Source organism: Mycobacterium montefiorense, from assembly GCF_025823255.1.
Taxonomy (GTDB): Bacteria; Actinomycetota; Actinomycetes; order Mycobacteriales; family Mycobacteriaceae; genus Mycobacterium; species Mycobacterium montefiorense.
On record NZ_JACKVL010000013.1, the window covers coordinates 1,138,306 to 1,161,177 of the forward strand.

General features: G+C 67.4%; 13 protein-coding genes. 7 read left to right on the forward strand and 6 right to left on the reverse strand.

The features are described from left to right. The first annotated feature begins 14 nt into the window (after positions 1-14). The 3 genes from H7K34_RS18715 to H7K34_RS18725 all read left to right on the forward strand — a co-directional run bounded on the left by H7K34_RS18715 (position 15) and on the right by H7K34_RS18725 (position 10,703). Entirely contained in the window at positions 15-6,389 is a 6,375-nt protein-coding gene (locus H7K34_RS18715) for a type I polyketide synthase (protein WP_264063462.1), read from the forward strand. A gap of 23 nt (positions 6,390-6,412) precedes the next feature. Further along, positions 6,413-9,481, forward strand: coding sequence for a type I polyketide synthase (locus tag H7K34_RS18720; protein WP_264063463.1), 3,069 nt, complete (start codon positions 6,413-6,415; stop codon positions 9,479-9,481). 151 nt (positions 9,482-9,632) lie between these two features. Beyond that, positions 9,633-10,703, forward strand: coding sequence for a type III polyketide synthase (locus H7K34_RS18725; RefSeq protein WP_264063464.1), 1,071 nt, complete (start codon positions 9,633-9,635; stop codon positions 10,701-10,703). Here the strand turns inward: H7K34_RS18725 and H7K34_RS18730 are convergent. After that, the gene (locus H7K34_RS18730; RefSeq protein ID WP_264063465.1) at positions 10,686-11,984 is read right to left on the reverse strand and encodes a cytochrome P450; all 1,299 of its coding nucleotides are present in this window, start codon (positions 11,982-11,984) and stop codon (positions 10,686-10,688) included. The genes H7K34_RS18725 and H7K34_RS18730 overlap by 18 nt on opposite strands. A gap of 5 nt (positions 11,985-11,989) precedes the next feature. Next, the gene (locus tag H7K34_RS18735) at positions 11,990-13,756 is read right to left on the reverse strand and encodes an ABC-F family ATP-binding cassette domain-containing protein (RefSeq protein ID WP_264063467.1); all 1,767 of its coding nucleotides are present in this window, start codon (positions 13,754-13,756) and stop codon (positions 11,990-11,992) included. A gap of 128 nt (positions 13,757-13,884) precedes the next feature. On the opposite strand from H7K34_RS18735, the gene H7K34_RS18740 reads away from it, so the two are divergent. The 3 genes from H7K34_RS18740 to H7K34_RS18750 all read left to right on the forward strand — a co-directional run bounded on the left by H7K34_RS18740 (position 13,885) and on the right by H7K34_RS18750 (position 18,688). Further along, positions 13,885-15,318: a PPE family protein gene (locus H7K34_RS18740; RefSeq protein WP_264063468.1), complete on the forward strand. Its 1,434-nt coding sequence runs from the start codon at positions 13,885-13,887 to the stop codon at positions 15,316-15,318. 144 nt (positions 15,319-15,462) lie between these two features. Then, positions 15,463-18,480, forward strand: a complete 3,018-nt coding sequence (locus H7K34_RS18745) for an acyl-CoA synthetase (protein WP_372510807.1) — start codon at positions 15,463-15,465, stop codon at positions 18,478-18,480. Then, positions 18,473-18,688, forward strand: a complete 216-nt coding sequence (locus tag H7K34_RS18750) for a Trm112 family protein (protein ID WP_108923041.1) — start codon at positions 18,473-18,475, stop codon at positions 18,686-18,688. Before H7K34_RS18745 ends, H7K34_RS18750 begins: the two co-directional genes overlap by 8 nt. Here the strand turns inward: H7K34_RS18750 and H7K34_RS18755 are convergent. From H7K34_RS18755 to H7K34_RS18770, 4 genes are all read right to left on the reverse strand, one after another. After that, positions 18,654-19,277, reverse strand: coding sequence for a TetR/AcrR family transcriptional regulator (locus H7K34_RS18755; RefSeq protein ID WP_108923043.1), 624 nt, complete (start codon positions 19,275-19,277; stop codon positions 18,654-18,656). The two genes, H7K34_RS18750 and H7K34_RS18755, sit on opposite strands and share 35 nt — an antisense overlap. Positions 19,278-19,332: 55 nt before the next feature. Further along, positions 19,333-20,082: an ABC transporter permease gene (locus H7K34_RS18760; RefSeq protein WP_264063618.1), complete on the reverse strand. Its 750-nt coding sequence runs from the start codon at positions 20,080-20,082 to the stop codon at positions 19,333-19,335. Between the two features lie 2 nt (positions 20,083-20,084). Further along, positions 20,085-20,849, reverse strand: coding sequence for an ABC transporter ATP-binding protein (locus H7K34_RS18765; protein ID WP_264063469.1), 765 nt, complete (start codon positions 20,847-20,849; stop codon positions 20,085-20,087). Positions 20,850-20,914: 65 nt separating this feature from the next. After that, positions 20,915-22,183 (reverse strand): ammonium transporter, encoded by a 1,269-nt coding sequence (locus H7K34_RS18770; RefSeq protein WP_264063470.1) that lies wholly within the window; start codon positions 22,181-22,183, stop codon positions 20,915-20,917. A gap of 67 nt (positions 22,184-22,250) precedes the next feature. On the opposite strand from H7K34_RS18770, the gene H7K34_RS18775 reads away from it, so the two are divergent. Then, positions 22,251-22,862: a DNA-3-methyladenine glycosylase gene (locus H7K34_RS18775; protein ID WP_264063471.1), complete on the forward strand. Its 612-nt coding sequence runs from the start codon at positions 22,251-22,253 to the stop codon at positions 22,860-22,862. Positions 22,863-22,872 lie beyond the last annotated feature (10 nt).

The window sequence follows — 22,872 nt, forward strand, 5'->3', positions numbered from 1 at the left end:
GCCAAGGAGCGCCAGTGTCGGAAACCGACAAACACCTTGATTACCTGAAGCGGCTCACCGCGGATCTGCGGCGCACGCGACGGCGCGTGGCGGAACTGGAAGGCAAGCTGTCCGAACCGGTGGCGGTGGTCGGGATGGCTTGCCGGTATCCGGGCGGGGTGGATTCGCCGGAAACTCTGTGGCAGATGGTGGTTGACGGCCGCGACGCGTTGTCCGATTTTCCCGCCGATCGGGGCTGGGATGTCGCAGGGTTGTTCGATGCCGATCCCGATGCCCCCGGCAAGATGTACGTCCGGCAGGGATCCTTTCTCGCCGACGCCGGCGATTTCGATGCCGGGTTCTTCGGCCTCGGCCCCAGCGAGGCGCTCGCGATGGATCCTCAACAGCGGCTGATGCTGGAGCTGTCATGGGAAGCCTTGGAGCGAACCGGAATTGACCCATTAGGTTTGCGGGGGTCGGCAACCGGTGTATTCGCCGGTGTGATCCATGCCGGCTACGGCGGCCAGGTGGAGGGCGAGCTGGAGGGCTATGGACTCACCGGGTCGACGCTGAGCGTGGCTTCCGGCCGGGTGTCCTACGTGCTGGGCCTGGAAGGCCCGGCCGTGTCGGTGGATACGGCGTGCTCGTCGTCGCTGGTGGCGTTGCACCTGGCCGCGCAGTCGCTGCGATCCGGCGAATGCGACCTGGCCCTGGTCGGTGGCGTCACCGTAATGGCCACGCCCGCAGCCTTTGTCGAATTCAGCCGTCAGCGGGCGCTGGCACCCGATGGCCGGTGCAAGGTCTATGCCGGTGCGGCCGACGGCACCGCGTGGTCGGAAGGCGCCGGGGTTCTGGTGGTGGAACGCCTTGCCGACGCGCGACGGGCCGGGCACCCGGTGCTGGCGCTGGTCAGCGGTACTGCCGTCAATCAGGATGGCGCCTCTAACGGGCTGACCGCCCCGAACGGTCCGTCCCAGCAACGAGTCATCCGCACGGCCTTGGCCAGCGCCGGGCTGACCGCCGCGGATGTTGACGTGGTCGAGGGGCACGGCACCGGGACCGTGCTCGGCGATCCGATTGAGGCGCAGGCACTGTTGGCGACCTATGGCCAGGATCGGCCGGCGGATCGACCGCTGTGGTTGGGCTCGGTCAAGTCCAACATCGGTCACACGTCGGCCGCGGCGGGCGTGGCCGGGGTGATCAAGATGATCGAGGCGATCCGGCACGCGCTGCTTCCCCAGACATTGCATGTGGATGTGCCGTCGCCGCACGTGGATTGGTCGGCTGGTGCGGTGTCGCTGTTGACGGAATCGCGGGCGTGGCCCAGCGGCGAGGGGCCGCGCCGGGCTGCTGTCTCGTCGTTCGGGATCAGTGGGACAAACGCACACGTGATTATCGAAGAGCCGCCCGCTGCAGAATCTGAAAGCATTGTGGTGCAACATGATACGGGGGCAACGGCGTGGGTGCTGTCAGCCCGCTCGGAGCAGGCGCTGACCAACCAGGCCCAGCGGTTGCTCGCGCACGTGTCCGCCAACACGGAGTTGCACCCTGTCGATGTGGCGTCGTACCTGGTGACGACGCGTGCGGTGTTCGATCATCGGGCCGTCGTGGTCGGTGCGGACACCGACCGGTTGGTGGCGGGCCTGACGGAGCTGGCCGTCGGCGAGCCGGGCGCAGGCGTGACTGCGGGGCGGGTCCGCTCGGCGGGCAAGACGGTGTTCGTCTTTCCCGGACAGGGAGCCCAATGGCTGGGAATGGGCGAGCAGCTCTACGGCCGTTTCCCGGTATTCGCGCAGGCTTTCGACGAGGCGGTCGCCGCGCTGGACCCGCATCTGCGGTTGCCGCTGCGCCAGGTGATGTGGGGCAGCGACACCGAACTGCTGCAGAGCACGGAGTTCGCGCAGTCGGCGCTATTTGCCGTCGAGGTGGCGTTGGCAGCGCTGCTGGCACGCTGCGGTGTGCTGCCCGACGTGGTGACCGGCCATTCCGTGGGCGAGATCACCGCGGCCTATGTGGCGGGCGTGCTGTCGCTCTCGGATGCGGCCAAAGTAGTGGCAGGGCGCGGTGCCCTGATGGCCGCCTTGCCATCCGGCGGGGCGATGGTCGCGGTCGCGACCAGCGAAGCGGAGGTAACCCCGTTGTTGACTGCGGAGGTGAATCTCGCAGCGGTCAATGCCCCCGACGCCGTAGTGATTTCGGGTGCCGAAGCCGCCGTCTCCGCGATCGCCGACGAGCTGGCCCAGCAGGGTCGGCGGGCGCATCGACTGGCCGTTTCGCACGCGTTCCATTCCGTACTCATGGAGCCGATACTCGAGGAGTTCGCCCAACTATTGGCTGGCGTGTCGGCCTCGCCACCACGAATCAGCTTGGTGTCCAACCTGACTGGTCAACTGGCCGGCCCCGGGTACGGGTCGCCGCAATACTGGGTCGACCACGTGCGCCAGCCGGTCCGTTTCGCCGACGGGGTGCATGCCGCCGAGTCGCTGGGCGCTCGCGCCTTCGTGGAGGTCGGTCCGGGCCGCGGTCTCACCGCCGCCGTGGAACAGTCGTTGACCACCGGGCAGGCGACATCGGTGGTCATGCTCGCCAAAGATCGCCCCGAAACGCAGTCGGTGCTGGCCGGGCTCGGGCATCTGTTCACCGTCGGTGCGGCAGTGGACTGGACCGCGGCGATCGGGGACGGCAACCGCGTTGAGCTACCCACGTATGGCTTTGTCCGGCAGCGATTCTGGCTTCCGCCTTCAGCGGTGGGATCGGGCAACGTAAGCAGCGTCGGGCTGGCCGGGGCGGCGCACCCGTTGCTGGGCGCGGTGGTGGAGCGGCCCGACTCCGGCGGCGTGGTGCTGACGGGCTCGCTATCTGTGGGCGGATCGCCGTGGCTGGCGGATCACGTCGTGGACGGCGTGGTGTTATTCCCGGGCGCCGGGTTTGTGGAGCTGGCGTTGCGGGCCGGCGACGAGGTCGGCTGTTCGGTGGTAGAAGAACTCACCTTGTTGGCGCCGTTGGTGCTGGTGCCGGGTGCGGCAGCCCGCGTGCAAGTCGTCGTGGACGCTGCGGGGGAGTCGGGCTCTCGGGCAGTATGGGTGTATTCGCGTGGTGCGGCCGCGGATTCGGTGTGGATGCTGCATGCGCAGGGCGCGTTGAGTGCCGCACAGCCCGAAGCCGCCGCGGACTTATCGGTGTGGCCGCCGGTCGGGGCTGCCGCCGTCGAGGCAGGCGATATGTACGAGGTGCTCGCAGCGCGGGGCTACGACTACGGGCCCGCATTCCGCGGCCTGCGCACCCTGTGGCGGCGTGGGCAAGAGGTCTTTGCCGAAGTGTCCGCAGGCCAGGGTGTGACCATGGGCGGCTTCGGGATTCATCCCGTTGTGCTGGATGCCGCGTTGCATGCCTGGGGGATTGCCGAGGGCGGCGAATCCACCATGCTGCCGTTCTCCTGGCAGGGAGTCTGCCTGTACGCGGCCGGGGCGTCACGGGTTCGGGTCCGGATAGCGCCCGCCGGCACCGGGGCGGTGTCGGTAGACCTGGCCGATGGCACGGGCCTGCCGGTTCTTTCGGTGCGGGAGTTGGTGGTTCGACCCATCTCAATCGGGGCGCTGTCCGCCGCGTTGGCTGCCGCCGCCGGTGGCGGCGGCGGGCTGTATGAAGTCGCGTGGTCGCCGGTGCCGTTGGAGCCCAACGCTGTTGCCGCTGCGAACATGACGGTTTGGGAGCCGCATTCCGAAACCGGCGAGGCGGTGGAGTCGGTGTATGCGGCCAGTCACGAAGCGCTGGACGTGTTGCAGTCATGGCTCGCCGGTAGCGACGCGGGGCCGTTCGTGGTGCTGACTCATGGCGCGGTGGGACTGGCCGGCGAGGACGTCACGGATCTGCCCGGTGCCGCGGTGTGGGGGTTGGTGCGTTCGGCGCAGGCCGAACAACCGGGCCGGGTGGTGCTGGTCGATTCGGACGAATCGTTGGATCTTGCCGAGGTGATCGCTTGCGGTGAGCCGCAATTGGTGGTCCGCTCCGGTGTCGCGCATGCGGCTCGACTGGGTGCGGTGGGGGCCGGCGCGGTGCTGGAGCTGCCGCCGGGCGGTTGGCGATTGGCCGCGGGCGGCGGCGGCACCCTGGAAGACGTGGTGGTCGCCCCCGCGGGCCCGGCGGAGCTGGCCGCCGGGCAGGTGCGGGTGGCCATCGGCGCGGTCGGGGTGAACTTCCGGGATGTCCTGGTGGCGTTGGGGATGTATCCCGGCGGCGGCGAGCTCGGCGCCGAGGGCGCGGGTGTGGTACTCGAAGTCGGCCCCGAAGTTCAAGGGCTTTGCGTTGGCGATCCGGTGCTGGGCTTGGTGGGCGTCGTCGGTTCTGAGGCGGTGGTGGACGCGCGGTTGGTGACCGCGGTGCCGGCGGGATGGTCGTTGGCAGAGGCTGCCAGCGTGCCGGTGGTGTTTTTGACCGCTTTGTATGGACTGTCGGTTCTGGCCGGCCTCAAGGCCGGCGAGCGGGTGCTGGTGCACGCCGCCACCGGTGGGGTGGGGATGGCCGCCGTGCAGTTGGCTCGGCATTGGGGTGCTGAAGTATTCGCCACCGCTAGTAGCGGTAAGTGGGACACGTTGCGGGCGATGGGCTTTGACGATGACCATATCGGCGATACCCGGACGCTGGATTTCGAGGAGAAATTTCTGACGACGACGGGCGGCGCCGGGGTCGATGTGGTGCTCAACTCGCTGGCCGGGGAGTTCCTCGACGCGTCGCTGCGATTGCTGGTGGGTGGCGGGCGCTTCATCGAGATGGGCAAGACCGACCTTCGGGACCCCGAGGCGGTCGCTGCGCAACACCGCGGCGTGACGTATCGCGCATTCGATCTGATGGAAGCCGGTCCGAATCATATCGCTTCGATGTTGTCCGACTTGATCGAGCTGTTCGACGCGGGTGTGCTGAAGCCGTTGCCGGTCAAGATGTTTGATGTGCGATGCGCCTCGGCGGCGTATCGGTTTGTCAGCCAGGCCCGCCAGATCGGCAAGGTGGTGCTGACTCTGCCGGACGGCCCGGATGATCCGGTGCTGGCGAGTTCGGGTGGTGGCCTGGCCGGCGGCAGTGTGCTGATCACCGGGGGCACTGGGATGGCCGGTTCGGCGGTGGCCGCGCATCTGGTGGCGCGATACGGCGTGGGGCATGTGGTGCTGGTCAGCCGCAGCGGTGCGGACGGCGAGGGTGTGGCGGAGCTGCTGAATCAACTCAAGGGCGCCGGCGCCGAGGTGTCGGTGGTGGCCTGCGATGTGAGCGATCGAGACGCGGTTGCGGATTTGATAGCTCAGGTGCCAGACCAGTACCCGCTCAAGGGCGTGTTTCACGCCGCGGGGGTGCTCGATGACGGGCTGATCGCCTCGTTGACGCCGGATCGGGTGGATACGGTGTTGCGCAGCAAGGTCGATGGCGCCTGGAACTTGCACGAGCTCACCCGGGACATGGATTTGGCGGCGTTCGTGATGTTCTCGTCGATGGCCGGCATTGTGGGTTCGCCGGGACAGGGCAACTATGCCGCGGCGAACAGCTTCCTCGACGGCCTGGCCGCCTACCGGCGGGCGGATGGCCGGGCGGGATTGTCGGTGGCCTGGGGCTTGTGGGAACAGGCCAGCGGCATGACCCAACACCTCAGCGATCGGGACAAGGCCCGGATGAGCCGGGGCGGGCTGGCACCACTGTCCACTCCGCATGCGCTGCAGCTGTTCGACGAGGCCATGCTCGCCGACCGCCCGCTGTTGGTCGCCGCCCGCATCGACGCGGCGGGGCTGGGCGCGGGCGGCGCCGTGCCGCCGGTGCTGCGTGATCTGGTCGCTCGGCCGGGGCGGCGACTGATCAGCGATGCCGACGCGGCGGTGTCGACGTCGGGGTTGGCCACTCGCCTGCAGGGCCTGAGTCCTGAGCAGCGTCACCACCAGTTGGTGGAATTGGTGTGCACCAACGCCGCAACCGTTCTCGGCAGGTCCAGCGCCGATATCGAGGGCCCACTGCCGTTCCAGGACCTCGGCTTTGACTCACTCACCGCTGTGGAACTGCGCAATCGCCTCAAAACCGCTACTGGGCTTACCCTTTCGCCGAACCTGATCTTCGACTTTCCCACACCGGCGGCGTTGGCCGAACATATTGACGAACAGCTCAGTGCCGTGGCGACCGATTCGCCCGCGGGCGGGCCGGACCAGCTGGCCCGCTTCAACGACATCGCCCGCGAACTGCAAACACTGGTCAATCAGCCCAATTGGACAGAGGAAGACAAAACCCGCCTGGCGGCCCGCATTCAGGCCATCCTGACCGAGCTCGAAACCCCGTCGCCGCTGACGGACAGTGAGGCGCAGGCACTCGACGACGACATCACCACCGCCACCGAACGCGAACTCTTCGCAATCCTCGATGACGAATTCGGCCCCTAATGCCGCAACCGGTTGAGAATGTCGTGTCGCCTACCGACGTGGCAATCATCGGGCTGGCCTGCAGATTGCCCGGTGCCGCCACCCCGCGTGACTTCTGGAATCTCGTGCATGACGGACGCGAAGAGGCCGAGTTACTGGGAAACGGCAGCGAATTCGACGCGGCCTTCTTCAACCTGTCGCCTCGCGAGGCGTGCGCGATGGACCCGCGTCAGCGCTTAGCCCTCGAATTGGCCTGGGAACTTTTCGAAGACGCATTCGTAGTGCCGGAAACTATGCGCGGCGAACGGGTTTCGGTTTACCTCGGAGCCATGACCGACGACTACGCCGTCCTGACGCTTCGCGACGGCGCCGACGATCTCGATCACCATTCGTTCGGCGGGGTTAGCCGCGCAATGATCGCCAATCGAATCTCTTATGCCCTCGGGTTGCGTGGCAGCAGCATGATCCTCGACTCCGGTCAATCGTCGTCCCTGGTCGCGGTGCACCTCGCCTGTGAAAGCCTGCGTGCGGGCGAGTCGCGGCTGGCGATAGCCGGCGGGATCCACCTCAACCTGGCCGCCGAAACCGCAATGCTCGAACAAGAATTCGGCGCGATGTCGACATCGGGCCGCACCTACGCATTCGATGAACGCGCAGACGGATACGTGCGGGCGCAAGGAGCCGCCATGGTGCTGTTGAAGCCGTTGAGCGACGCCATCAGGGACGGTAACCGAATCCGCGCGGTCGTCCGGGGCAGTGCGGTCGGCAATGCCGGACACACCTCCACGGGCCAGACCGTGCCCTCGATGCCGGGCGAGGCCGACGTCATCCGGCGCGCGCTCTGGCGCGCCGGCCTCGGCAGCGACGACATCGACTACATCGAGGCCCACGGCACCGGAACCGAAGTCGGTGACCCGGTCGAGGCCCGGGCGCTCGGTGAAATCTTCGCCGAGCGTAAGAACAATCCGGTACGCGTCGGATCGGTCAAGACCAACATCGGCCACACCGGCAGCGCCGCCGGAATCACCGGCTTGCTCAAAGCAGTGCTCGCCATCGAAAACGCGGTGATCCCACCGAGTCTCAATTACGATGACGCCGCCCCCGGCAATGACCTGAAACTCCATGGTCTGCAAGTTAATACGGGTCTGACCGGCTGGCCCGTGCAGGGCAGGCCGCGGCGGGCCGGAGTGTCGTCGTTCGGAATGGGTGGCACGAATGCGCATGTGATCCTCGAGCAGGCGCCCGCGCAGCCAGCACGGGTCGCACCGCCGCGCGATGCCACTGTGGCATGGGTGCTGTCGGCACGTTCGGAGCAGGCTCTGGCCAACCAGGCCACCCGGTTGGCAGGCCATGTCGCCTCCGACGACGAACTCACGATGGCGGATGTGGCGTGGTCGCTGGCCACCACGCGTTCGACCTTCGAACACCGTGCGGTGCTGGTGGGCAGCGATCGTCCAGCCCTCACAGCGGGTTTGGCGCGGCTGGCAGCCGGCGACCCCGGCACTATCGCCGGCCGGGCCAGAGCAGGCGGCAAGACGGTGTTCGTGTTTCCCGGCCAAGGCTCCCAATGGTTGGGGATGGGGCGCCAACTCCACGACCGATACCCGGTATTCGCCCGGGCTTTCGACCAAGCCGTCGATGCAGTGGATCCCCAGCTGCGCTTGGGATTGCGCGACGTGATCTGGGGTCTCGACTCGGAGCTATTGGCCAACACCGAATTCGCCCAGCCGGCGCTGTTCGTCATCGAACTGGCAACCGCGGCGCTGCTGCAGACCTGGGGCATCGAACCGGATCTGGTGATGGGCCATTCGGTGGGCGAGATCACCGCGGCCCACCTCGCGGGCGTGCTAACGCTTGGCGATGCCGCGCGGCTGGTGGCCGCCAGAGGCCGCTTGATGGCGCAGCTGCCGGCCGGCGGCGTGATGATCGCGGTGGGCGCCGGCGAAGACGAGGTAACCCCATTGCTCAACGATGGTGTCGCGGTCGCGGCGGTCAATGCCCAAAACTCCGTGGTGATATCGGGTGCCGATGCCCCGGTGAGCGCGCTGGCTGACCGCCTCGCACAGCAGGGGGCGCGGGTGCATCGATTGGCGGTGTCGCACGCGTTTCATTCGGCGTTGGTAGAGCCGATGATGGACGAGTTCGCCCGACTGATGGCCGACATCAAGCCCAGTGCGCCGCGGATTGGCTTGGTGTCGAACGTGACTGGACAGCTGGCCGGCGCTGACTACGGATCGGCACGGTATTGGGTTGAGCATGTGCGTCAACCGGTGCGGTTTGTCGACGGTGTGCGATTGGCGGAGTCGTTGGGGGCCAACGTGTTTGTCGAGGTGGGCCCCGAAGCCGGCTTGAGTGCGGCGGTGGAGCACTCGCTGAGCGCCGAGCATGCCGCCGCAATCGCCACGCTGGCCAAAGATCGGCCTGAAATCGACGCCGTGCAGATCGCAGCCGGTGAGTTGTTTTGCCAAGGTGCGCAGATTATTTGGCCTTCGGTTCTGGACGGACTGGCCGCGCGCCGAGTAGACCTGCCGACATATGGCTTTGCTCGGCAACGGTTTTGGTTGGATGCGGGCGGCGATGTGGCGGCTCCGGTGAGTCGGGCGGCGGACCTGGCCGAGCTGTTGCGCGCACACGCCCCCGAGGAGCAGCACCGGCGGCTGGTGGATTTGGTGTGCACACACGCGGCAACCGTGCTCGGTCACTCGAGCGGTCGTGACATCGATGTCGAACGTGCCTTTTTCGACATCGGCTTCGAGTCACTTACGGGTGTCGAACTTCGCAACCGTCTCAAGGCCGCGACCGGATTGGCGTTGTCGCGCACGCTGATCTTCGACTTTCCCAATCCGGCGGCGTTGGCCGATCACCTGCATCGCCAGCTGCTGCACGAGGAGCACGAAGATTCCGGCGACGACAAAATCTGGTCTTCGCTGAGAAAAATTCCGCTGCGCGAACTTCGGCGGGCCGGCTTGCTCGACAAACTTCTGCTGCTGGCCGGTGAATCCGAAATTCCGCTTGCCGGTCCAGAGGTCAGTAATGACGTCATCGACTCGTTGAGCGCCGATGCGTTGATTGCTATGGCGTTGGAATCCGACAATCCGGATGATGCTGAATAACGAAATCCCTGCTGCCGGGGGTGATTACGCGCACATTATCCGACACATGTTGAATAACCGTATCTTTGCGGGCGTGAACCAGACCGCATAAACTTTCGTGCAAATGGGGGAATCGTATTGAGTAGTGGCTTTTGAGTAGCAGAGGCTAGATATGAGCGTTATTGCAGGTGTGTTCGGTGCTTTGCCACCGCACCGTTACAGCCAGGCCGAGATAACCGACCGATTTGTCGAGTTACCGGTTTTAAAGGAGCACGAGGACATCGTTCGGCGTCTGCACGCCGGCGCGAAGGTCAACAGTCGCCACCTAGTGTTGCCGCTCGAACGGTACTCGTCGCTGAACGACTTCACCGAGACGAACGAGATCTTCGTCGAAAACGCCGTCAACCTTGGCTGCGAGGCGCTGCTTGGCGCTCTTGAGGAGGCGGGGCTGGCGCCCCAAGACGTCGACATGATCGCGACCACGACCGTCACCGGCGTTGCGGTGCCGTCGCTGGACGCCCGCATCGCGGGACGGATCGGGCTGCGCCCGGATGTGCGCCGGATGCCGTTGTTCGGCCTGGGCTGCGCGGCCGGTGCCGCGGGGGTGGCCTCGTTGCACAACTATCTGCGGGGCGCGCCCGACGGTGTCGCCGTCCTGGTGTCCGTCGAGCTGTGCTCGCTGACCTTCCCCACGGTCAAGCCGACGGTGTCGGGGCTGGTCGGGACCGCGATGTTCGGCGACGGGGCAGCCGCGGTGGTCGCCGTCGGGGATCGCCGTGCCGAACAGGATCGGCAGTTGCGGGCCGGCGGGCCCGACATCGTCGATTCGCGCAGCCGCCTCTACCCGGAATCGCTGCACGTCATGGCGTGGAACGTCGGTCCTGGCGGCCTGCAACCGGTGTTCTCCCCGGAGCTCGCGACGGTGATCGAGCGGCACCTGGCCGACGACGTCGACCGCTTCCTCAGCGGGCATGGGCTGACCAAGGACGACATCGACGCGTGGGTGGCCCATCCGGGCGGCCCGAAGGTGATCACCGCGATCGGCAAGAGCCTCGACCTGCGCCCCGAGGCGCTGGAGCTGACCTGGCGTTCGCTGGGTGAGATCGCCAACCTCTCCTCGGCCTCCGTCCTTCACGTCCTGCGCGACACGATTGCCAAACCGCCGGCCGGCGGCAGCCCGGGGCTGATCGTCGCGATGGGCCCCGGTTTCTTCTCCGAACTCGTGCTACTGCGCTGGCACTGAGTCGGCGACGTTGACGATCAGGCCCGGCGTCGGACTGAGCGCGGCGAGGTTGGCGGCGCGGATTCGCTGGGCGGGCAATCGCAGCTTCGTTCTGGCGACCAGCCGGGCGAGCATGACAGTCAGCTCGGTTGTGGCCATCACCGCCCCGATACAGCGGTGCAGCCCGCCGCTGAACGGAATGAACTCATGCGGTGCGGGCTTGCGGTACTCGGCTGATCCCGGATCCCATCGGGCCGGCCGGAACTCTCGTGGTTGCGGCCACAACTCAGGCAATCGGTGGGTGACATACGCGCTGAAGATCAGCAATCGGCCGGCACGGATGCGGTGCCCGTCGAACGCGAGGTCACGCATCACCCTGCGGGCGGAGATCACGCCGGGTGAGTACAGCCGAAGCGTCTCGTGGACGACGCCGTTGAGGCAGGTCAGCGCTGCCAGGTCGGCAGCAGTCGGCGGCCGTTCGCCGCACACGCGGCGAACCTCGTCCGCGGCGTTGTCCCACGCGCCCGGCACGGTCAGCAACGTGTAGATCGCCCAGGCTAAGGCGCCACTCGTGGTCTCGTAGCCGGCGGTAATGAGCGAAATGATCGAGTCGCGAATCTCGTTGTTGCTCAGCGCGTATCCCTCTTCGCCGCGACCTTCGATCAGCATCGTCATCATGTGGTCGTCGGGCCGTGGCGCGGTGCGTGCGTCGGCGATCTGGGCGTCGATGAAGTCGTTGAGGCGCTTTCGGGCGGCCAGCGCCCGTCGCCAGCCGGGGGAGTTGACGCGCTGCTGCAGCGCTACCACCTGGGGCAGTCGGTGGGTCAGGTCCAGCAAGGGCTGCAACTGCTCGCCGAGGAAGTCGGACTGCATCGCCAAGCGCGTGCCGAACAGGCTTTCGGCGGTGCTGCGCCGGACCGCCGAGCGGCACTGCCGGTAGGCGTCCAGCCGTTGTCCCGGCCGCCAGCCATCGATGACGGTGTCGATATTGGACACCATGGTCTGCACGTAGTCCTGAATCTGGCGGTGGCGCAGCCCGGGGGCCACCACACTGCGGCGGCGGCGGTGGTCGTCGCCGTCGCTGACGATCAGCGCAGTGGGTCCGTCGACGATGGCCAGGCTCTCAAACGTCCGCGCCCAGCTGAATGCGTCGGCATTGGCGAACACGAACTTGTTCGCCTCGGGTCCGAGCAGATAGGTGTAGCCGTGCCGGCCGACGCCGGAATTGATCACCGGGCCCCGCAGCCGGTACAGCGCTAGCAACCCTTCGCCGGGCAGATACCGAACCGGTTGCTTCGCCATGAGGATTACTCGACCACGTCCGAGAGCTCCAGCCAACGGCTCTCCAGCGTGCCAACCTCGTCTTCCAGGGTGCGTAACTCCCCGGTGAGCCGGGTGACACCGATGTGATCGGCCTGGTCATGGTCTGCCAGTTCGAGGTGTTTGGCCGCAATCCGGTCGGCCAGCCGGGTGAGCTGGCGGTCCACTGACGCCAGTTCCTTCTCAGCGGCGCGACGCTGCGCGCCGGACATCGCCTCGGGCTCGGGCGTGGTCCGCAACGGTGGCGGGGCAGTCGTGGAACGCGCGGCCAGTTGCAGGTATTCGTCGACGCCGCGCGGCAGGTGGCGCAACCGGCCGTCGAGAATCGCGTACTGCTGATCGGTGACGCGTTCCAGCAGATAGCGGTCGTGCGAGACGACGATCAGCGTGCCGGGCCAGGAGTCGAGTAAATCCTCGGTGGCCGTCAGCATGTCGGTGTCGACGTCGTTGGTGGGCTCGTCGAGCAGCAGGACGTTCGGCTCGGACAGCAAGGTCAGCATCAGCTGCAGCCGGCGCCGCTGCCCACCGGACAGCTCGCCGACGCGCGCGGACAGCTCGGTGAAGCCGATCCGCTCCAGTAACTGGGCGGGGGTGACCTCGCGCCCGTCGACCTCGTAGCCGCCCCGCAGCCGGCCCAGCACGTCGGCGATCCGGTCGTCGACGATGTCGGCTAACCGATCGCCCTGCTGATCGAGCACCGCCAGCTGAACGGTCTTGCCGCGTTTGACGCGCCCGCTGTCCGGCGCGACGGTGCCGGCGATCAATCCCAGCAGCGTCGACTTGCCCGCGCCGTTGGCCCCGACGATGCCCGTGCGCTCGCCCGGGCCGATCCGCCATTCGACATCGCGCAGCACCGGACGGCCGTCGAACGAGACCGACACGTCCAGCAGGTCGATCACGTCCTTGCCCAGCCGGGCCGTCGCCAGCTTGGCCAGCTCGACGGTGTTGCGCAACAGCGGCACGTCGGCGATGAGCTGGTTGGCGGCGTCGATCCGGAACTTCGGCTTCGAGGTCCGCGCCGGCGGGCCGCGGCGCAGCCAGGCCAGCTCCTTGCGCATCAGGTTCTGTCGCTTGGCCTCCACCGAGGCGGCCTGCCGGTCTCGCTCAACGCGCTGCAGCACATACGCGGCGTACCCGCCTTCGAAGGGTTCGACGATCCCGTCGTGCACCTCCCACGTCGTGTTGGCGACTTCGTCGAGAAACCAGCGGTCGTGCGTCACCACCAGCAGCCCACCGGTGTTGCGCGCCCAGCGCTGTTGTAGGTGGCCGGCCAGCCAGGTGATGCCTTCGATGTCGAGGTGGTTGGTGGGTTCGTCGAGGGCGATGACGTCGGATTCACCGATCAGCAGTTTGGCCAGCTGCACCCGCCGCCGCTGACCGCCGCTGAGCGTGGAAATCGTTGCATCCCAGTCGATATCGGACACCAGCCCGTCGACCACATCGCGGATGCGCGGGTCGCCGGCCCACTGATGGTCGGCCGCCTGGCCGACAAGGGTCCAGCCGACGGGACGCTGGGGGTCCAGGGTGTCGGCCTGGCTGAGCGCGCTGACCCGCAATCCGCTGCGTTGGGTGACCCGGCCGGAGTCGGGCCGCAGCTGACCGGTCAGCAGGCGCAGCAGACTGGACTTGCCGTCCCCGTTGCGCCCCACGATGCCGATACGCGCGCCGTCGTTGACGCCGAGCGAGATCGACTCGAAGACCATTTGAGTCGGGTATTCCAGGTGAACGGCCTCGGCTCCCAGTAGGTGCGCCACCGGGCCGACCCTACTGGGGCCGGCCGGACCCTCCGGCACCGCTCGGGCGCCACAGCCTTTTATACAATCGTAGTTGTGTAAACTTTGGTCATGTCGAGTTTTGCGAGCTGGCGTCCCGGAAGCCGACGATGAGCGTGCCGATCGCACCGGTGTGGATAGCCTCGCCGCCGGAGGTACACGCAGCGTTGCTGAGCAGCGGTCCGGGACCAGGCTGGGTTCTGGTGGCTGCCGCCGCGTGGTCGTCGCTGAGTGCCGAGTACGCCTCGGCCGCTGAAGAACTCGCCGGACTGCTGAACGCCGTGCAATCCGGCATATGGCAGGGGCTGGGCGTGGACAGCTACGTTTCCGCCCACCTGCCCTACCTGGGATGGTTGACCCAGGCCAGCATCGACAGCGCCGACGCGGCCGCTTTGCACCAAGTTGCGGCCGCGGCGTACAGCAGCGCCCTGGCCGGCATGCCGACCCTGGCCGAGTTGGCCCTCAACCACAGCGTCCACGCGGCTTTAACGGCGACGAACTTTTTCGGACTCAACACCATCCCGATTGCCCTCAACGAAGCCGACTACGCACGGATGTGGGTGCAGGCCGCCGCCGAGATGAGCGGTTACTCGGCGGCATGCGGTGCGGCCTTGTCGTCGACCCCACGCACCGTCCCGGCGCCGGCGATATTGAGGTCCCACGGGGTGGCGCGTCTCGCCGCCGACCCGCCCAGTGATGACCAGGCAGCGCGGAATTGGATTCGGCTGTGGTGGTTCATCGTGGAAAACATCGTGTTTTGGGCGATCGCGCTGTTCATCCTGACCATTCCCGTGCGGATACCGATCGTGCTTCCCCTGCTTATCTTCGGTATCAACCAATTCATCTCCACGTTGCAGAATCAGCAGGCGCCCGCCGAGCAGGCCGCTGACGCCGCCGCCGGCCCAGCGCCGAGCCCGCAACGCGCCCACGCAGCGGCGGCGGCACCGCGGATCGGTCGCGACGAGTCGGTCGCACCGGCTTTCGGTCCGGGTCTCGTCACCGGGTCGACCGGTGCGCCGGCCGGCGCGGCGACGTCCTCGGGCGGGGGCGCACCGGCGCCGGTGACCGGCACCGAGACGCTCGGCTACCTGGCGCTCGGTCGATCTCCGGAAACCGGCTTCGGGCCTACCCTGACCGACCGCGAGCAGGCCACCGCGCCGGATGCCGGCGTATCGGCGGCAACCGCGGCCGCGTCGGGTGCCAGCGGTCGGGGGCGAGTCCGGCGCCGCCGCCGGGTGGCGATGCAGGACTTCGGGCACGAGTTCGCCGACCTCGATGTCGCTGACCCGGGTCCGCCGGCCGGTGCTCCTCGCGGTGGACTAGCCGACCGGGGCGCGGTGCCGTCCGCATCCCAATCGGGCGCCGGCCCGTTGGGGTTCTCGGGAACGGTGCCGAAGGCCGGGGTGCACCCTGCGGGATTGGTGAAGTTGACCGGCACCGGCTTCAGCGCGGACGTGCAGGTGCCGATGACGCCCGGAACGTGGGATCAACACCCGGACGGGTCCGAGCGGCCGGCGCACGACGACGGTCGGGCTAAGAGCTAACGGTCTGCTTCGTCGAACTGGTCGCGTGTCGAGGGCCGGTTCTGTGTCAGTGAAGTCGCCTGGTCGAGGGGAGTGCTCGGGATACCCCGGCGCCCGCGGTTCGACATCGCGAGGCGCATCCGCACGGCAACCCGGTGTGCCATGATGTCCAAGCTGTCGAGAGAGTGGGGAGCAGCTGTGGATCTGAACTTGTCGATGATCACGCGGCCGGTGGAACGACTGGTCGCGACGGCCCAGAATGGCCTGGAGGTCTTACGGCTGGGCGGCCTGGAGACCGGTACCGTCCCGTCGCCGTCGCAAATCGTCGAGAGCGTGCCGATGTACAAGCTTCGGCGCTACTTTCCGCCCGACAGCCGCCCCGGCCAGCGCCCGGTCGGCCCGCCGGTGCTGATGGTGCACCCGATGATGATGTCGGCCGACATGTGGGACGTCACCCGCGAAGACGGCGCGGTCGGCATCCTGCACTCGCACGGGCTGGACTGCTGGGTCATCGACTTCGGCTCACCCGACAAGGTCGAGGGCGGCATGCGCCGCAACCTGGCCGACCACATCGTCGCGCTCAGCCAGGCCATCGACACCGTGAAGGATGCCACCGGCAGCGACATCCATCTCGTCGGGTATTCGCAGGGCGGCATGTGGTGCTATCAGGTCGCCGCGTACCGGCGTTCGAAGAGTCTCGCCAGCATTGTGACCTTCGGTTCGCCGGTGGACACCCTGGCCGCCTTGCCGATGGGCATCCCGGCAAACTTTGCGCCGCCCGTTGCCAATTTCATGGCCGACCACGTTTTCAGCCGGCTGGCCATCCCCGGTTGGATGGCGCGGGCCGGATTCCAGATGCTCGACCCGCTCAAGACCGCCAAGGCCCGGGTCGACTTCGTGCGTCAGCTGCATGACCGCGAGGCACTGCTGCCGCGCGAACAGCAACGCAGATTCCTGGAGCGTGAGGGGTGGATCGCCTGGTCCGGCCCGGCGATCTCCGAGCTGCTCAAGCAGTTCATCGCCCACAATCGGATGATGACAGGCGGTTTCGCCGTCAACGGGCAGCTGGTCACGCTGACCGATATCAGCTGCCCGGTGCTGGCGTTTATCGGCGAGGTCGACGACATCGGCCAGCCGGCATCGGTGCGCGGCATCCGGCGCGCGGCGCCCAACGCCGAGGTCTACGAATCCCGGATCAGGACAGGGCATTTCGGCTTGGTCGTCGGATCCAAAGCCGCAGAACAGGGTTGGCCCGTTGTCGCGGCGTGGATCGAATGGCTTTGCACTGGCGGCGGCAAGCCATCGAGCGTCGACCTGATGGCCGATCAGCCCGAAGAGCGGACCGACAGCGGCGTCGCGTTGAGTTCCCGGCTTACCCATGGCATCGGTGAGGCGTCGGAGGCGGCGCTTGGGCTGGTGCGGGGCGCGACGGGCGCGGTGGTCGCGGCCAACAAGTCCATGCGGACATTGGCCGTCGAGACCGCGCGCACCCTGCCCCGGCTGGCCCGGCTGGGCCAGATCAATGACCACACGCGAATCTCGTTGGGCCGCATCATTACCGAGCAGGCTCGCAACGCGCCGCGCGGCGAATTCCTGCTGTTCGACGGTCGTGTGCACACCTACGAGGCGGTCGACCGGCGCATCAACAACGTCGTTCGCGGCCTGATTGAGGTGGGCGTGCGGCAGGGCGATCGAGTAGGCGTGCTGATGGAAACGCGACCCAGTGCGCTGGTCGCGATCGCCGCGCTGTCGCGGCTCGGCGCGGTCGCCGTGGTGATGCACCCCGAGGCTGATCTGATCGCATCGGTCCGGCTCGGGCGAGTCACCGAAATCCTGACCGACCCCACCAACCTGGATGCGGCGCGCGAATGGTCCGGACAGGTCCTGGTGCTCGGTGGCGGTGAGACGCGCGACCTGAACCTCCCCGACGACGGCAACGTCATCGACATGGAGCAGATCGACCCGGAAGCCGTCGAACTGCCTGCCTGGTACCGGCCCAACCCGGGCCTGGCCCGCGATCTGGCGTTCATCGCGTTCAGCGTGGCCGGTGGCGAGCTGGTCGCCAAGCAGATCACCAACTTCCGGTGGGCGGTGTCGGCATTCGGTACCGCGTCGGCCGCCGGCCTGGACCGCCGCGACACCGTGTACTGCCTGACGCCGCTGCATCACGAGTCCGCGCTGCTGGTCAGCCTGGGCGGCGCGGTCGTCGGCGGTACCCGCATCGCGTTGTCGCGCGGCCTGCGCGCGGACCGCTTCGTCCAGGAGATTCGGCAGTACGGCGTCACGGTGGTGTCCTATACCTGGGTGATGTTGCGGGACATCGTGGACGATCCGGCTTTTGTGCTGCACGGCAATCATCCGGTGCGGCTGTTCATCGGTTCGGGTATGCCGACCGGGTTGTGGGAGCGGGTGGTCGCCGCGTTCGCGCCCGCGCACGTCGTCGAGTTCTTCGCCACCACGGATGGACAGGCGGTGCTGGCCAACGTGTCCGGCGTCAAGATCGGTAGCAAGGGCCGCCCGCTGCCCGGCGCCGGGCGTATCGAACTCGGTGCCTACGACACCGAACACGACCTGATCCTGGAAGACGAGCAGGGTTTCGTCCAGGTCGCCGACGTGGACCAGGTCGGAGTGTTGCTTGCGGCGTCCAACGGGCCGATCGACCCGACGGCGTCCGTCAAACGCGGCGTCTTCGCGCCCGCCGACACCTGGATCTCCACCGAGTCCATGTTCCGGCGCGACGAGGATGGCGACTACTGGTTGGTGGGCAGGCGCGGCTCGGTGGTGCACTCCGTGCGCGGCCTCGTCTATTCCGAGCCCGTGACCGACGCGCTCGGCCTGATCAACGGCGTGGACCTCGCGGTGACCTACAACGTGCCGTTCGGCACCCAGGAGGTGGCGGTGTCCGCGGTGACGTTGTTGCCCGGAGCCAGCATCACCGCGGCGGATTTGACCGATGCCTTCGCCGAAATGCCGATCGGGCTGGGGCCTGACATCGTGTGCGTGGTGCCGGAAATGACGCTGAGCGCGACGTATCGCCCGACGGTCAGTGCGCTGCGAGCGGCCGGGATCCCCAAAGCCGGGCGCCACGTCTGGTATTTCGATTCCGCCAGCAACCAGTACCGCCGGTTGACTCCGGCGATACGCGCCGAACTGAACGCCACATATAAGGGCGACGATGCTTGACGACACCCTGTTGAGCATCCTGGTCTGCCCGCAAGACCGGGGTCCGCTGCTGCTGGTGGGGGACGAGCTGCTCTACAACCCGCGGCTGCGCCGGGCGTATCGCATCGAAGACGGCATCCCGGTGCTGCTGATCGATGAGGCGCGCGACGTCGACGAGGATGAGCACGCCCGCTTTAGCCGGATGAGCCGTCCGGCAGATCCCCGGTGAGGTAGCGCTGCAAGGTCGGCGCGATGGTCGCCGCGATCTGCTCGGCCGGCAGCGACGCGAACGGCTCGATCCCCACGATGTAGCGGGCCAAAACCACGCCCATCAACTGCGACGCGACGAATTGGGCCCGGATCTTGCCCGTGCCGGGCGGATTGTCGACGCGCGATCCCACCTCTTCGACGACGATCTCCTGCAGGAACGACCGCGCCAGGCTGACGTCGGCCCCGGTGAGCAAGGCCCGCATGGTCGCGATCAAACCCGCGCCCACCTCGGAGTCCCAGATCGGCAACAGCACTGAGGGCAGCCGCAGTCCGAGTTCGTCGACCGGCGTTTCGCGCATCGGCACCAGCACCGTCATCGGGTCGATCGGAAGGTGGATTGCGGCGGCGAACAGCTGCTGCTTGGTGCCGAAGTAGTGATGCACCAGGGCCGCGTCAACACCCGCGCCGGCGGCCACGGCCCGGATCGACGTGCGATCAATGCCATTGCTGGCAAACAGTTCTCGCGCACTGGCCAGAATGCGGTCCCGGGTGTCGGAGCTTCCGGCCGGCCGCCCGGGACGCCGGCGCCCGGTGTTGGCGGCCGTCACCTAGGCCGTCCGTGTCGACCCGCTGCGCCCGGCTGCGCCGCGCTTGCGATCGCCACTACCCTGTCCGGCGCCGCAGAGTCGCGGCGGCCAGGCACAGCGCCGCGAAAGCGGAACCCGCCACGACGATGATGTCGCGCACCGCGACGCCGGTCAGCTCGGCGTGTGAATTCACCTGTTGCAGTGCTTCCAGCGCGTAGCTGGCCGGCAGGACGTTGCTGATCCATTGCAGCCAGTCTGGCATCAATGCGCGCGGCACGATGATGCCGGCCAGCAGCAGTTGCGGCACCATCACCAGCGGGATGAACTGCACGGCCTGAAACTCGGTGCGCGCGAAGGCGCTACACAACAGGCCCAGGCCAACGCCCAGCACCGCGTTGACGATGGCGATCACGAACACCCACGCCCAGCTGCCGGCGGTGTCGAAGCCGAGGAACCAGAATGCTACCGTGCAGGCCACCGTGGCCTGCACGGCCGCGGCGATCGAGAACGCGGTGCCATACGCGATCAGCAGGTCGAGCCGGCGCAGGGGAGTGGTCAGAATGCGCTCCAGCGTGCCCGACGCCCGTTCGCGCTGCATGGTGATCGCCGTGATGATGAACATCACGAACAGCGGAAAGAGGCCGAGCAGAATCAGGCAGGCGTTGTTGAACGGCGACGGTGTGCCGGGAAGGTGCCGCGCATTGTGAAACATGAAGTACATCAAGGTGATAACCAGCACCGGCACCACCAGGATCATCGCGACACTGCGGTGATCAGCGGCCAGCTGACGCAGAATCCGTGTCGTGGTGGCGGTGTAGCCCCTTATCCCTAGCCTGCCTGGCGCGTGATGTTGCGCTTGATGATGGACAGAAACGCGTCCTCCAGTGACGTGCATCCGGTGTCCTCTCGTAGTTGGGTCGGCGTGGTGTGCGCGACCAAATTCCCTTCGCGCATCAGCAACAGGTCTTTGCAGTGATCGGCCTCGTCCATCACGTGGCTGGAGACCAACAAGGTGGTTCCGGCACGCGCAAGTTCGGTGAACTGCTCCCAGAGGTCTGCGCGCAGCACGGGGTCCAGGCCGACCGTGGGTTCGTCGAGCACCAGCAGCTCCGGCTGGCAGACCAGCGCGCACGCCAGCGAGACTCGGGTGCGCTGGCCGCCGGAAAGGTTGGCGCAGAACGCGGTCCGGTGATCGCTGAGCCCGACCCGTTCGATCGCGTCATCGGCTGCCGGACTGTCGAAGCCGTAGAGCGACGCGAAGTAGCGCACGTTGTCGACGATCCGCAGGTCGTCGTAGATAGTGGGGTCCTGCGGCAGGTATCCGACGCGGCGGCGCAGCTCGGGGGAGCCGGCCGGTCTGCCGAGCACCGTGACCGCACCCGACGTCACAATCTGCGTGCCGACGATGCACCGGATCAGCGTGGTCTTGCCGCAGCCGGACGGGCCCAGCAGGCCGGTGATGCTGCCCCGCGCGACCTGCACCGAGAAGTCTCGCAGGGCGGGGCGTTTACCGCGGACAACCCGCAGATGATTGATATCGACGGCCGGTTCGGAGCGGTCCGGGATTAATTCATCACGAGATGAAATCATCATGTGATGAATATCCGCTGTCGGTGCGGAGGTGTCAAGGGCCAGCTACGGGCCCGTGGCCCGGGTATTCAGCCCGGGGAGCCGGGGCGGCGCAACGGCAGATGGCCGTGCACGCCTTCGGCGTAGGCGGTTTCGGCGTGCTGGGTGAAGTCGACCCCGGTGGTCTCGTCTTCGGCGCTGAGCCTAAAGCCCATCACCCGATCGATCACCTTCGCCAGGACGAACGTCACCGCGAACGCATACACCGCGACGACGACGATCGCGAGCGTCTGCTTGCCGAGTTGGCCGAAGCCGCCACCATAGAAGAGGCCCTGCGGGCCCGCCGTCATGACCGCCGTGGCGAACAGTCCGATCAGGGACACCCCGACGACCCCGCCAACGAAGTGCACACCGACCACGTCAAGCGAATCGTCATAGTTGAAGCGCAATTTCGCGGTCACCGCGAACGCGCACACAACGCCCGCGGCGAGTCCGACTGCCGCCGCGCCGAGCGTGTTGACGGTGCCGCAGGACGGGGTGATCGCGACGAGGCCGGCGACCACCCCGGATGCTGCGCCGAATGTCGTGGGCCTACCGTCCCGGATCTGTTCGACCGTGAGCCAGCCGAGCATGCCGAGGCAACCGGCGACGAGCGTGTTGAGGAAGATGGCCGCGGCAGTTCCGTTGGCCGCCAACGCCGAACCGGCGTTGAAGCCGAACCAGCCGAACCACAGCAGCCCGACACCGACGAAGAGCAACGGCAGGTTGTGCGGTCGCATGGCGTCTTTCTTGAAGCCGATGCGGGGCCCGAGGGCCAGCGCCAGCGCCAGCGCCGAGGAGCCGGAGACGATCTCGACGACCAGGCCGCCCGCGTAGTCGAGCACACCCATCTTGGCCAGCCAGCCGCCGGGCCCCCACACCCAGTGCGCGACAACCGCATACACGCCGATCGTCCACACCGGGACGAAGACGACCCAGGCGGCGAATTTGGCGCGGTCGGCGATCGCGCCGCTGACCAAGGCCGCCGTAATGATCGCGAAGGTCAGCTGGAACGTGGCATAGAGCAGTTCGGGAACCGTGCCGTGAGCGGTGTCGGGCGTGATGCCGAGCATCCCGATATGGCTGAGGTTGCCGATGAACCCGCCCGCCCCGTCCTCGGAGAACGCCAGCGTGTAACCGACCAGCAGCCACGCCACCGTGACCAGGGGTATCGAGATGAAGCTCATCATGATCATGTTGAGCACCCCGGTGGTGCGGACCATCCCGCCGTAGAAGATGGCCAGGCCGGGGGTCATCAGTAGGACCAGTGCGGTACTGGCCAGCAGCCACGCGGTGGCGGCGGGGTCTATTGCATGCATGTTTGGGCTCCTTCGCCACGCGGCAACCGGGATATTGCCATGTTTATGGTCTGGGTAGGTTCGGTGGGTGGGTGCAGGCCAGCTGGTAGTCGACCCGGTCGCGGCCGCGCACCGGCTGTTAGGAGCCACCCTCACCGCGCGGGGTGTGAGCGCAATCGTCGTCGAAGTCGAGGCTTACGGAGGCGTGCCCGACGGTCCCTGGCCGGACGCGGCGGCACACTCCTACCGTGGGCGCAGCGGCCGCAACGGCGTGATGTTCGGGCCGCCGGGGCGCCTATATACCTACGTCAGTCACGGGATCCACACCTGCGCCAACGTCTCGTGCGGACCCGACGGCACCGCCGCCGCGGTGCTGCTGCGCGCCGCCGTTATCGAGGACGGCGCCGACATCGCCCAGGCCCGTCGCGGCGCGGCCATCCGCGGCCCCGCTTTGTCGCGTGGCCCCGGGAACCTGTGCTCGGCATTGGGAATTGCCATGTCCGACAATGGGATTGACTTATTCGACCCGGACAGCCCGGTGACGTTGACGTTGAATGCGGCCAACGGCGCGGTGGCGGGCCCACGGGTCGGGGTCAGCCAGGCCGCCGACCGGCCGTGGCGGCTGTGGCTTGCCGGTCGACCGGAAGTCTCGGCGTATCGGCGAAGTCCGCGGGCACCCGCGCCCGGCGCCAGCGACTAGCCTCTTACCC

Excerpts from the sequence above, each read along its gene's own strand:
- H7K34_RS18725 (WP_264063464.1), top strand. The coding sequence starts at position 9,633 with ATGAGCGTTATTGCAGGTGTGTTCGGTGCTTTGCCACCGCACCGTTAC.
- H7K34_RS18730 (WP_264063465.1), bottom strand. The coding sequence starts at position 11,984 with ATGGCGAAGCAACCGGTTCGGTATCTGCCCGGCGAAGGGTTGCTAGCG.
- H7K34_RS18740 (WP_264063468.1), top strand. The coding sequence starts at position 13,885 with ATGAGCGTGCCGATCGCACCGGTGTGGATAGCCTCGCCGCCGGAGGTA.
- H7K34_RS18745 (WP_372510807.1), top strand. The coding sequence starts at position 15,463 with ATGTCCAAGCTGTCGAGAGAGTGGGGAGCAGCTGTGGATCTGAACTTG.
- H7K34_RS18750 (WP_108923041.1), top strand. The coding sequence starts at position 18,473 with ATGCTTGACGACACCCTGTTGAGCATCCTGGTCTGCCCGCAAGACCGG.
- H7K34_RS18765 (WP_264063469.1), bottom strand. The coding sequence starts at position 20,849 with ATGATGATTTCATCTCGTGATGAATTAATCCCGGACCGCTCCGAACCG.
- H7K34_RS18770 (WP_264063470.1), bottom strand. The coding sequence starts at position 22,183 with ATGCATGCAATAGACCCCGCCGCCACCGCGTGGCTGCTGGCCAGTACC.